The sequence below is a fragment of the Chitinophagales bacterium genome (genome assembly GCA_041392475.1).
GTDB lineage: Bacteria > Bacteroidota > Bacteroidia > Chitinophagales > UBA2359 > JAUHXA01.
Window position 1 is genome coordinate 488,699 of sequence record JAWKLZ010000001.1, and the last position, 12,630, is coordinate 501,328.

The following is a 12,630-nucleotide window of genomic DNA, read 5'->3' on the forward strand; positions in this document are numbered from 1 at the left end:
TCTAATTATTTATAAATCAATATTTGAACCTAAGTTTGTATATTGATATTGAAGTTTGATCAGTATAAAGTATCGGTGACTTGCTCATTGAAGGCTGTTACCAGAACCAATTGTCCTCCTAACACCTCTAATACCAGCACTTTTGAACCTGTCGGAAGGGTATTGTCATCTTCTGTTACAGCATTAAATTCTTCAATGCGTCCTTGTACAGCCAATTGGATTTGACCTTTGCCTTTTTTGTCAGCAGGAATAGGGATATATACTTTTGCAATTTGACTCACTGTGTTTTTGATGTTCATAGTGCCACTTTGCTCCATTCTGCTCATTCCCAAAAACATAAAAGCAACGATTAGCATGACAAAGAAACCCAAAATAGCTGCCAAACCCAATACGGCAACTGCACCCATTCCCATTCGACTGAATACTATTCCAGACCAACTAAAAATGGTGAAAAAGGTGATGAAATTTCGGACAGTGAAGAGTCTTATACTTCCAAGAGTAGCATCTGCTGCTTCAACATGGTCTATATGCTCAATGTCGGTATGAACATCCACATCTGTATCCATGTCTAAATCTGTATCCATATCTAAATCATGGTCAGCATCTAAACCTATTAAGGTAAGTATAGTTTGAACCAAAAAAATGATGGTAAAAGGTATGGCTATCAACCAGAAGGTTTTTTGAAGGAGAGGAATTGCATCCCACCATAAATTGAAATCTTGCATAATTGGGTTATTATTAATGTTGTGTAGTTGTTCTTTGTATTGACAACAAAAAAAGTAGGTGTTTTAGTTCCTTAATATTTATTTAGTAAGATACGATTTTTTGGCCATATTGCGAAATCTATTTTGACAACTCAAAATGACTTGCTGGCATTAGTTAGAATGGTGCGGAGTGTTAAAATTATTTAAGATGCCTCAGTGTAGGAACGTTTTCTTTTTTTTTGCAGTTGGGTGGGTATATACACTTTACAAAACCTTCAAAAATAAAAGAATAGATGAAATCATTGATGAAACAATTTCCGAGTATCAAGACAATAGAATTGGGTTATGTAGAACAATTGGTGAGAGGATTTGACCAAGAAGAAATGGAGCTTTTCTCAGAACGTTATAAATCTCAGCGATACAGCCCTCGATTTATATTGGTCATGAATTTGTTGGCTTTTATAGGCATTGCAGGTGTGCAACGTTTTTTATTGGGGCAGATTGGGATGGGAATTGCTTATGTTTTGACTTGGGGATTTTTAGGAGTGGGAGTTATTTATGATATACTGAAACACAAAGAAATGACCTTGGATTACAACGAAAAAGTTGCCTTTGAAGTAGCTCAGGATGTGAAATATATGCGAGCTGAGATTTAAGTAGAAAGACAAAAGATGTAAGACAAAAGGTTTTAAATTATTGACATCGAACAATTTAAGTAGAAAAGTGAAATTGCATTAAAAATACAATTTGTTCACAATCAACACATTTATATCTTAAATCCTTCTACCTATATCTTTTGTCTTACGTCTTTCTACATACGTCTAAACTTTATTCACCAATTCATTGAGCATATTGGCATAATGTTCATTGACCTTTTTAATATCTGCTTGGTACTGTGTCTGGATTTGGGTAATAGAACTTTGAGGTAAATTGCTTACATCCAATCCATAATCATCAATAACAGTTTTCAACAAAGCACTGGTGCGGCGTTTTTCCTTCAACTCCACCCTTTTTTGCAGTTTGTCAAAAATAGAAGGAGGTGCAGTTTTTTGGTCGGGATTACTTTGATTTTCGTTTCGAGCCTCTTCAATTTTTTCTTTGATCAAGTCCAAAATACTACCAGGTTTTTTTCCCGCTTCCGCACGTTTGGCATTTCCCTTTTGTTCTACCTGCTTGATTTTTTCTTTAATCAAGTCAAAAACAGTCGGTTCAGCTGTTTCTTCTTTTGGATTTTCCTTGTTGGTTTTTTGAATATCTTCAATTGTGTTTTTGATAACATCAAAAAAGTTGCGATTAGCCATCTAATTGTAGGATAATTTTAGGTTATAAATAAAATAGTTGTCGAATTCAAGACGAGTTTAGAACCCAATAGTCACTACTGAATAGGGTTTTTATCACTTCAGCCAAACCGTATCTTCTACAAAACCTGCAAAAATCCCAACACCTCCTTCAATATTGCTATATACTCGAATAGCTTCTGCAAAAGGATTTTCTGCAATTCGGGACTGTGAAAGTGCAGAGCGTTTGTAGAGATAGAGGTCACGACTCATTGCACCGATGATAAAATAAATCTCTCTCTCAGCTTCTACAAAAAACCCTGTATCGGGGTCATAAACAGAGCCTTCCAAATCACTCTTTTTCAGATAAATTTTAAGGCTTTTTCTTTGACCTTCAAAAAGCTCATCTCGAAAAGTAACGGACCAGTCAAATTGAGGATTCAAGAATTCTTCGATTTCTAAAAAATCCGAATTAAAATCATCTTTATCAAAAATAGGATCATTGAAAGTGAGGTCTGTCTGGATATCGTAATCAGAAGAATCCAGTTTTACAATGATATTCGCATTCAAATAATAGAAATTTTCAACATTCGCTTCATCCTCTATTTCTATTGTAAATTCCACTTTTTCAACATCTTCTAAAGCATCGTAGTAGTTGCTATTACTCATCAATGCCTTCAAAACCTTCACACGTTTAGGGATATAACTTTTTGCAGTCACTTTGCCGTATTCTGGAGAATGAATTTCAATATGATAGTTTTTACCTGCTTCAATGCCTGTATTCGCATTAGAAATGTAAATACCCCTCTCCCAATGATTCAAAGTCAAATTGTATTCTCCTTCTTCAAAAAGATCGACAACGGCATCTTCGATGCGTTCAAAGTATTGGTCTTCATTCAAAATATCATTACTTTTTGTCAAAACCAGATAAAAATGATTGTACCACAGTGTATCAACATCTAAGGTAACGTCCGTTTTGAAGGGAGCCAATACCACCAATTGATTGCCGTACTCACTCAAATCTACTTCTACCGTCGTACTGAAATCTTCTTCTTCACAACTAACTAATATTGAGGCAAAAATCAATAGAAAAACAAGGGTAAGGTGGTTTTTCATTGTTTGAGTTGTTAAGTTTGGTAATAATTAATTCTATCCATCTCAGCGTTTAAACTCCAAGCTGAGTGCAGAAAAGACTCCTGTGCCTCCATGTTCAATCACTCCAAAATCACCGACGTTTCCACAAACCCACCAAAAATCCCAATACCTCCTTCAATATTGCTATACACCCGAATAGGTTCTGCAAAAGGATTATCCTCATTCCAAGACTGTGTTCTGGCGGAGCGTTTGTAGTTGTAAATATCACGGCTCATAGCCCCAAAAACAACTTGAATATCTCTGCGAAATTCTTGTGATTCACCAGTTTCGGGGTCAAAGGTGTAGTCATATACATAGTACTTGTCGACATAAATTTTAACGATTTTAGTTTCACCTTCAAAAATCAAATCCCGAAAAGTAGCGAAGCCATCACAATAGTAATTGGTAGGTGTTTCCTCTACTTCAAAAAAATCATCATTGTATTCATCTTCATCAAAAGCGGGGTCACTTGTACTAAAGCACACATTCCAATAAGAAGGCTCAATTATACCATCATCTATTATAGAATTGACCGTCAAGTAGTAATAATTGGCAACATCCAACTCGTCTTTTATCTCAAAAGTAACCTCTATTTTTTCCGCTTCTTCCGAAGCGTCGTAGTAGTTTTCATCGCTAATATAAGCTTGAAGAATTTGAGGTTTGTTGGGAACTTGACTTTCAGCAGTAGTTTTCCCAAAATCAGTGCTATTGATTTCTATTCGGTAATCTTTGCCTACTTTGGGACCTTTACCAATAGGTGAGCCGTAGTTTCCATTCTCACTATGAAACAAAGTAACAAACAGTTCACCTTCTTCATAAATATCTACTGTAGCGTTGGTAATTGGCTGAAAATCAGAATTTTCATTGAGTATATCATTGCTTTTTACCAACTTCAATTGAAAATGATTTAAGTCAGCACTTGGAAAATCAGGTTGAAAAGGTGCAAGTACCACCAACTGATTACCGTATTCGCTCAAGTCAACTTCAACGACTGTGCTAAAACTGTCTTCATCGCAACTTGCCAAAATTAAACTGCAAGTCGCTAAAAGTAAAATAGAAATATATTGTTTTGTAGTGTTCATGTGTTTTTTGTATTGAGGTGTTAATTTATGTTCCGTATATTTATCAGCGTAATTTGTTTCATCTGAAAATCTGTGATTAAAAACTACGATTCCAAGATATTGAAGGTAATACAGGAAAAATACTCACCTGTTTAAATACCTTTTCATTCGTTTGATAATCGTAATCTTGGTACATAAAAAATGGATTCTTACGGTTATAAGCATTGTACAGACCCACATTCCAACGGCGTTCACCTACCTTTTTTTCTTTAATGAAACTAAAATTTACGTCCATACGGTGGTAACTTGGCATTCGAAAATCATTGCGGCTACCGTAATATTGAATATCTCCATAGCCTAAATTTCCTGCCCCATAAACCGAAGGCAAAGTCGCACGAGGATATCGAGCAACAGCCAAGGTCGTAGCATTACCAGTGCCATACACCCAATTAGCAGAAAATTCCACTTTTGGACTGATGCGATGAATCATGGTAATCGCAATATCGTGACGGCGGTCATAGCGATAGGGAAATTTCTCCCCAAAATTGATTTCCTGAAATTGACGGTTGCTCCAAGACAAAGTATAACCAATCCAACCCGTTGTTTTACCCACTTTCTTCTGCACCAAAAACTCCAAGCCATACGCCTCTCCCTTACCCGCTTCAATTTTGGACTGCCAATCCTTCGTGCCATCCAAATAACTTGCCCCATCTTTGTAAGAAATCAAATTGTCCATGTTTTTGTAGTAGCCTTCAATACTCACTTCAAAATCATCCTTCAAGGTCTGAGCAAAACCCACCGCTACCTGATGCGATTCTTGAGGCTTCACCTTATCCGTAGCAGGAACCCACAAGTCGCTCGGCAAATTCAATGCACTCGTACTCGAAAGCAGGTGAATATACTGATTCATAAAAGTATAAGAAGCCTTCAATGAAAGGTTGGGATTCAATAGGTAACGAGCAGAAATGCGGGGTTGAAGACTCGTATAAAAATGGTCTTTCACCGAAAAGCCAGACAAATGCAAACCCACATTTGCCTTCAATTTGTCATTGATTTTTACATCATCCTCAATGTAAGCACCCAACTCTACAGCTTTCACAAAATCATCTTTGAGGTTGATATTAAGCGGAATTTCAGACGCTTCTTGTACTTTAAACTGCTGTGCACCAGGTTCAAAAGAATGATGCGTCCCATTTAAGCCAAATCGAATATAATGATTAGGGGTAGGCAAAAAATCGAAATCAAACTTCAATGCCCAATCTTGAATACCCGAATAGTAGCGAGCCAGTTCGTAAAAACCTTCCCCATCGGTATCATTTTCCTCATATTCACTCGAAATATTCAGACGATAGCGGCTATGAGTCAGTGTAAGATTAGAGAATAATTTTGGGGTAATGACGTGATTCCATCTAAGCATTGCAGTGAGGTTTCCCCACCCTAAATCGCTTTTGAATTCATCACTATCCCCTCCAAAACTGTCCTTTTCACGGTAATAAAATTCATCATCACCCGTATAAGCACTCAAATACAAACGATCTTTGTCCGAAAATTTGTAATTCACTTTCGCATTGAGATCATAGAAATAATAACCCGTTTTTACATCGCCATTTGTATCTGCACTGATTAAAGGTTGCGCCAATAAATCTATGTAAGTTCTTCTACCCGAAACAATAAACGAAGATTTGTCTTTCACCAAAGGCCCTTCAAGCGTAAGCTTTGAGGAAATCAAACCAATAGAAGCCGAGCCTCCAAAACGTTTTGTATTTCCCTCTTTCATCCGAATATCCACCACCGAAGACAATCGCCCACCATACCTTGCAGGAAATCCACCTTTTATCAATTCCACACTGTTGATAGCATCAGGATTGAAGACCGAAAAGAAGCCAAAAAGATGGGACACATTGTAAACAGGCACGCCATCCAAAAGAATCAAATTTTGATCAGGGCCGCCACCTCTTACATACAAGCCACTCGATGCCTCCGATCCCGACTGAACGCCAGGCATCAACTGCAATGCCTTGATAATGTCGACTTCACCCAAAAAAGTAGGCATAGATTTGATTTGACTAATCGGGATACTCACCGAACTCATTTGGGTATTTTCTTGGATTGGTTCGGCAGTTTGTGAGGAAATCACTTCAACTGTTTTGAGAACCACACTTGCATCTACAGAAATGTCTTTTTGCAGGTTAGAATTGAGCCATATTTTTTCGCTAAAGGTCTGATAACCTACATACGAAATAGTCAAATCAACAGAATCAGCGGGGAGCGTGATGCTGTAAAAACCATAACTATTCGTAGTTGTCCCTGCAAATGTTTTGCCATCATATACATTCGCTCCAATGAGTTTTTCACCCGTTTCGGCATCTTCAATGTAGCCACTGATGGTGTATTTTTGTTGGGAGTAAGCATTGAAGGAAAGTAGTAGGAGCGATAAGAGCAAAATATTCTTTTTCATCAATTGTAAAGTGTTTTTTGACTTCAATTAGAGTTTAGTAAAGTGAAAGATAGATGAGTGGCAATTATTTTCTCTATACAACCAATTCATAAAAAGATGTTTAGGAGATTATCCACAGTTCACTAATCTAATAATCACTGCAATAGTTGTTATTGAGGTGACGGTTAATGTAGAATTATGGTTGCCATTCACCAAATACTCAAGGACAAAAGTAATGTGAAAAAAAAAGCCCTGCCATTACAATTTTTGCCAAATATGTTCAGCTTTTAAGGCAAATTGAGGAAAAATGCACTCTATTCTTTCAAGAGAAAGGGCTATTTTTGCTGCAACCAGTTTTTTTTGAAAGCTTAATAAATAATACATTGCAATGACAAATTGGAGTGAAGAAAAACGAGAAGCAGTTAAAATAAGGACACAGAAGTGGGTCAATGATTTTATGGAAGACCCTTTCTTCAAGGAATTAACAGAAGAACAACAAGACCATGCAGGTTTTGCTGTGGATGTATTTGCTAATTATATGTATGACTATGAGAAACAAATGCCAGAAGAGTGGACTGTTGAGAGTTTAATGTCTTGTTGTACAGAAATTTTACCCAGAAAAATATCCTCAGATGAAGATTTTTTTGAAGAATTGCCTCATATATTGGAGGCGTACTTCCTTTTTTTAGATAAAAAAGGATATATCAAAAACGGGAAAGAGTTAGCGAAGGTAGTTCTGGAAATTGCAGATGAAATAGCAGAAGAAGGAAGTAATCCTGATAATTGGGGTATGGCAAAGACTTTTATGATGGCCGCAATTGAAGCAGGTATTGATCCCACCGACTCAGTGGAAGTGAATAAGTTCATTTCGGTGTATAACAATAAAATGCAAGCAAGTAATTATTTGATGGAGGAGGTGGTAGAAAGAGGGCGTGATATTGATAGGGTAATGAATGAATTGCCACATTCACAATGGATTGATATACTTCCGAATATGTTGGGTGAAGAAGAAATGGAGAAATACTTGGATGAGGACTTTTTTCAAAAAACATTGGATACTTTTTTTGAAGGAACAGAAAAAGGATTGGATGTAGAAGTTATCATGAAAGATTTTTCACCTGCACAACAAGCAATTGTTCTGGGATTCATTAAAGATCAATTGCATGAAGAAGGTCATAATGTTGACGAAATAATGGAGGTAAGACCCAAAGGTAGAGGAAGAATAGTGTCACTCCGAACTACTCCCAAAGTTGGCAGAAACGCCCCTTGTCCTTGCGGAAGTGGGAAGAAGTACAAACGGTGTTGTGGGAAATAATAACTTTTATTTATTTGTTAGATTAGTATAAAAAATGACGATTAAAGAACTTTGTATAATTGGTACAGAAAAAACCGTATTTGACTGGTATGAAGATGTAATGGATTTTTTGAAGGGAGAAGAAATCGAAGAGTCTGTGATTGAAGAATACGACTTAGTAGGCATCCTCATAGATCTTAAACATCCTTATAAACTCACCAAACAATACGATAAAATACTTGAATTGGAAGCTGTTTTGAGAGAAAACCAAAAACCTTTGTTTGAGAAGATGGAGATGTATTTGATGTCGGATATGCTTCCTTATTACTGCTTCCAAAAAGATAAGAAGATGTTATCTTCTTATGTGGATAGATATATTGAGAATCCTTTGCAAGATATTGATTTATTGTTTAGCTCTACCCGTTTTTTGATTTACTACAACCATGCTGATTTGGTCGAAAAACTTAATCGAAACATTTACCAAATTGTAAGCGACTCTCCCAAAGTATGGGGAGGAAACATGGAAATGGCAGGAGCATTGTTGCTAATAGAAAGCCAAAAATATTATGAAAAATACCAAGAAACAGGCGTATTAGACCTTACCGAACTAGGCAAGGATATGGATAAGTTTGATTACAAGAATGATGGCCCATTATTGGCTTTTTTGAATGAAGCACTTCAATGTGACTACACTTCTGATTTGAATCAACTAAAGACGCAGTTCAAGAAAGACAGAGAAATGTTTTTGAATCACTTAGCGATTTACTTCAATAGGTATATGCACGAAAGAGGTATTTCTTTTTTGATTAGCGGCGAGATATGGAATCTAATCATTAGTTATTGGATGGAAGAAAACAAAAAGCAACACAACAAAACTAATCGCTTTTTTGGCTTCAAAACCAATACCTTAGATAGATTTTTGGCAACTAAGGGAGGGATGTTTGTAGATTATCGAATGGATGTTTTTGCTGGACTATGGGGAGCGTGTTATTTATACGATTTTCTTTTATCGCTCCAATTGATTGACCAAAAATTGCACCAATCCTTCAAAGCCTTCTATGACAAGAATACCAAAATATTTACAAACGGGGGTAACTTTAATTTGTGGCAATACAGTTTTGTCCATCAATGGTCAAAACCTGACAGTGTGAAAGAAGAAGTATGGGAAAAAGAAAAGCAAATCTTTTTGGATAGTTTTGAACTCAAAAAAGAGGTATCTAACAAACCCATATTAAATCCAGAATGGTATGAAGAGGAGGATGAAATGGAAAAAGAAGATATAGAGCAGATCATGAATACGCTTGTTGGGGATGTTCTCAAAAAACCTCCTATTGTAGAAAATAAAGAGGAAGTTGCGACTTCTTCTACGAAAGTCAAACTACCCAGAAAATTCGGTAGAAATGAAAAAGTAACGGTTCGTTATCCAGATGGTACAGTGAAAGAAGCGAAGTTCAAACAGGTGCAGAAAGACTTGGAGAGTGAGGAATGTGAGTTGGTTTTTTAAGTTTTTATGGTTCATTGAAAATTTTTGTGGAGTCTATAAAGACTTCGTTAACTGCAGTTCATAAAAAAATGATTTTCAATTAAAGTGACTTTGTAAGCTTTTCAAAGCATAAGCTACCGAAGCCTCATTTCACAATATTTGTCAATCAACCGTTTTTATATTGAAAAATAACTTTACCTATTATAAATTGACAGTAATTCTTTTGTAGTTTTCTGTTGATAGAAAGTTGATTTTCTTCCTTCTGATATATTTTTAAATGAAACTACAAAAGTCTAAATCGGAAACTTATTTTTTATGCGTTCCCTACACCATTATCCAACCAACATCCCTGCAATCACCGCCGTCATAAACGCTGCAATAGTACCACCAATCAAAGCATAGACACCCAATTCCGAAAGGGTTTTGCGCTGTCCAGGTGCAATTGCACTGATACCACCAATCTGAATACCAATTGACGCAAAATTCGCAAAACCACACAAGGCATAGGTAGAGATAATCAAAGCTTTGTTCGACACAAAGACACCTGCTTCCTTCATTCCTCCCATTGAAGTATAGGCAACAAACTCATTGATAATCGTTTTTTCACCCAACAACTGACCCACCGATACTATGTCTGCCGAAGGCGTTCCCAACAGCCAAGCAATCGGAGCAAACAAAAATCCAAAAATCAATTCCAATTTTAAGCCCTCATATTTTCCATCACTTGCCGAACTGATTAAGTCATTGATGCCCGTATAATAGCCAATAAAATCAAACAAAATACCATTCATCATCGCCATCAAAGCAGTAAAAACCAACAACATTGCACCCACATTGACCGCCAATCTCAAACCATCCGTTGTACCTTTGGTGATGGCATCCAAGATATTGCTGCCCACGATTGTATTCGGAACAGTCAAAGGTTCGTTCACATTGATAAAATTGGTTTCGGGAACCATCATTTTGGCCGCTACAATTGCCGCAGGCGCAGACATAATCGAAGCCGATAGTAAATGAGTCGCAAATAGCAATTGTTGTTCGGGGTTGTCGCCTCCCAAATATCCCACATACGCTGCAAACACACTTCCTGCAATCGTAGCCATACCGCCTGTCATCAAACACATGATTTCAGAACGGGTCATGCGCTCCAAATAAGGCTTGACTACAAAAGGAGCTTCCGTCTGACCAATAAAAATATTTGCCGCAGCCGCCAAACTTTCAGCACCCGATAAGCGCATCGTTCGACTCATCACCCAAGCAAAACCTGCTACAATGCGTTGTAAAATACCAAGATAGAACAAAATAGAGGCCAAAGCTGCAAAAAATACGATAGTCGGCAAGACATTGAAGGCAAAATTCACCAAAGGCCCTTCAATATTCCCAGTTAGGAAACTCGCAAACAAAAAACTCGCCCCTGCATTGGTAAACTCCAATACCTTCACAAAAAACTTCGAAATGAATTGAAAAATTTGGTAAATAAAATGGACTTTTAGGACTGCCACTGCAAAGATCAACTGCAATGAGATTCCATTGACCACCAAGTTCCAGTCAATTGCCTTTCGATTGACACTCAGTAAAGTAGCTGTCCCTAAAAGAAATGCCATTCCGATACAACCCCTCACTATGTCGTTCAGTGCTACTGCAAAATCGGATTCATAGAATGTGAAAAAAAGTAAGGCTAAAAAAGCCAGGCCTAAGACAATGAGTGATTTAGGGCGTATGGAAGTATCATGATCTAAAACACTTGGTTCACTTGTGGACATTCGTTGTTTGATTTAGTAAATAATACTAAGAAATTGAGCCATTTGAAGAGATAGCAGAAGTTTCAACACCTTTGCAGTCTATTTTATGAAGATGGCGGGCTAAAAATATAGATTGTAAGGGCGATTTCCAAATATTAGCTAGAGTTGATTTTTTAGAGAAATACCTAAATTTCTTTTTTACAGTCTGAAAGCCCCCAAATGAGTCTTCCCTTTTCGCCCCAATTTTCGATCTTCAAAATACCGTTGAAGCGCAAAAACCGTTGAAGTAAAAGCAATATCCTCCCACGGAATTTCTTGCTCAGTAAACAATTGAACCTCCAAACTTTCCACGCCTTTACTAAAATCGAGATTTTGAAGCCGAGCCAAAAAAAGCAAATACACTTGATTGACATGGGCAAGGTTATAAACACAGTGCAATCCTTCAATCTCAACCGTTGCTTTTGCTTCCTCCCAAACCTCTCGTTTTGCGCCCTCGTCCGTAGTTTCCCCATTCTCCATATAACCCGCAGGCACATTCCAAAAACCATATCGAGGTTCAATTGCTCGCTTGCATAGTAGGACTTTATCCTCCCAATACACCATGCAGCCTACCACCATTTTAGGGTTTTGATAGTGAATGGTATGACAATTGCTACAATACTGTCTTTCAAAACTATCATCTGGCATGGAGGTCAAGCCAATATCTGCGCTGCCACAATTACTACAAAAATTCATACCTTTATTTTTTATTTGAATTTGTATTTCTATGTCCGAAAAAAACACCATAAACGACACCTATCAGACCTTAAAAGAACTGTCAATAGGTGAGTATAAGGAGAAAGGTAGTAAATTTATCGCTTATGCAAAGGCAGTATATGAAGAAGAAGATGTAAAATCATTTTTGGAAGAAATCAAACAAGAACATCCAAAAGCAAGGCATCACTGTTATGCTTATCGTTTGGGTTTGGACAAAGAAAAGGACTATCGAGCCAATGATGATGGCGAACCCTCTGGCACAGCCGGTCGTCCTATCATTGGGCAGATAGACTCCAAGGGTTTGTCTAATGTGATGGTTATAGTGGTGCGCTATTTTGGCGGTACAAAATTGGGCGTTCCTGGCCTTATCCGTTCTTATAAAACGGCGACCAAAGAGGCCTTGGAAATAGCAGAAATTGAAGAAAAACGCCTTATGAAGTTTTTTCAACTGCAATTTCCTTACATACTCATGAATGAAGTAATGCGAATTGTGAAAAAAAATGACATTGAAATACAAAGTCAAGGTTATGACAACGAATGTTTATTGAATGTCACTGTGGCAGAAGGAGATGTGGAGCAGAAACTACAAGAATTGGAAGAGGTTAGGGGAGTGGAATTGAAGGAATTGTGAAATGGTTGGATGGCGTAGCCACATCACGAATTGCTTATTTTGAATAGTTTATGTGGTTCATCGAAGATTTTAGTGGAATGAGACTTTTGTAGTTTATTCTTGAAGATATGG

The 12,630-nt window shown here is 37.2% G+C and carries 11 protein-coding genes; 4 read left to right on the forward strand and 7 right to left on the reverse strand.

Annotated elements, in window-relative coordinates:
• Window positions 1-59 precede the first annotated feature (59 nt).
• Window positions 60-725 (reverse strand): hypothetical protein, encoded by a 666-nt coding sequence (locus tag R3E32_01770; GenBank protein MEZ4883435.1) that lies wholly within the window; start codon window positions 723-725, stop codon window positions 60-62.
• Between the two features lie 272 nt (window positions 726-997).
• Here R3E32_01770 and R3E32_01775 point away from each other — a divergent pair, with 272 nt between their 5' ends.
• Complete coding sequence (locus R3E32_01775) at window positions 998-1,360, forward strand: TM2 domain-containing protein (protein MEZ4883436.1); 363 nt, start codon at window positions 998-1,000, stop codon at window positions 1,358-1,360.
• 165 nt (window positions 1,361-1,525) lie between these two features.
• Here R3E32_01775 and R3E32_01780 read toward each other — a convergent pair whose 3' ends face one another.
• The 4 genes from R3E32_01780 to R3E32_01795 all read right to left on the reverse strand — a co-directional run bounded on the left by R3E32_01780 (window position 1,526) and on the right by R3E32_01795 (window position 6,634).
• Complete coding sequence (locus tag R3E32_01780; protein ID MEZ4883437.1) at window positions 1,526-2,005, reverse strand: hypothetical protein; 480 nt, start codon at window positions 2,003-2,005, stop codon at window positions 1,526-1,528.
• A 93-nt stretch (window positions 2,006-2,098) separates the two neighbouring features.
• Window positions 2,099-3,097 (reverse strand): DUF4249 domain-containing protein, encoded by a 999-nt coding sequence (locus R3E32_01785; GenBank protein MEZ4883438.1) that lies wholly within the window; start codon window positions 3,095-3,097, stop codon window positions 2,099-2,101.
• A 98-nt stretch (window positions 3,098-3,195) separates the two neighbouring features.
• Window positions 3,196-4,197: a DUF4249 family protein gene (locus R3E32_01790; protein ID MEZ4883439.1), complete on the reverse strand. Its 1,002-nt coding sequence runs from the start codon at window positions 4,195-4,197 to the stop codon at window positions 3,196-3,198.
• 76 nt (window positions 4,198-4,273) lie between these two features.
• A complete protein-coding gene (locus tag R3E32_01795; GenBank protein MEZ4883440.1) occupies window positions 4,274-6,634 on the reverse strand; it encodes a TonB-dependent receptor in 2,361 nt (786 codons plus the stop codon).
• Window positions 6,635-7,001: 367 nt separating this feature from the next.
• Here R3E32_01795 and R3E32_01800 point away from each other — a divergent pair, with 367 nt between their 5' ends.
• On the forward strand, window positions 7,002-7,928 hold the full coding sequence (locus tag R3E32_01800; protein MEZ4883441.1) for an SEC-C metal-binding domain-containing protein: 927 nt from the start codon (window positions 7,002-7,004) through the stop codon (window positions 7,926-7,928).
• A 34-nt stretch (window positions 7,929-7,962) separates the two neighbouring features.
• Window positions 7,963-9,411: a hypothetical protein gene (locus R3E32_01805; GenBank protein ID MEZ4883442.1), complete on the forward strand. Its 1,449-nt coding sequence runs from the start codon at window positions 7,963-7,965 to the stop codon at window positions 9,409-9,411.
• A 311-nt stretch (window positions 9,412-9,722) separates the two neighbouring features.
• Here the strand turns inward: R3E32_01805 and R3E32_01810 are convergent, their stop codons facing one another.
• Both R3E32_01810 and R3E32_01815 read right to left on the reverse strand, forming a co-directional pair.
• A complete protein-coding gene (locus tag R3E32_01810; protein MEZ4883443.1) occupies window positions 9,723-11,153 on the reverse strand; it encodes a nucleoside transporter C-terminal domain-containing protein in 1,431 nt (476 codons plus the stop codon).
• A 177-nt stretch (window positions 11,154-11,330) separates the two neighbouring features.
• The gene (locus R3E32_01815; GenBank protein ID MEZ4883444.1) at window positions 11,331-11,867 is read right to left on the reverse strand and encodes an NUDIX hydrolase; all 537 of its coding nucleotides are present in this window, start codon (window positions 11,865-11,867) and stop codon (window positions 11,331-11,333) included.
• A 31-nt stretch (window positions 11,868-11,898) separates the two neighbouring features.
• On the opposite strand from R3E32_01815, the gene R3E32_01820 reads away from it, so the two are divergent.
• Entirely contained in the window at window positions 11,899-12,519 is a 621-nt protein-coding gene (locus R3E32_01820; GenBank protein MEZ4883445.1) for a YigZ family protein, read from the forward strand.
• The last annotated feature ends 111 nt before the right edge of the window (window positions 12,520-12,630 follow it).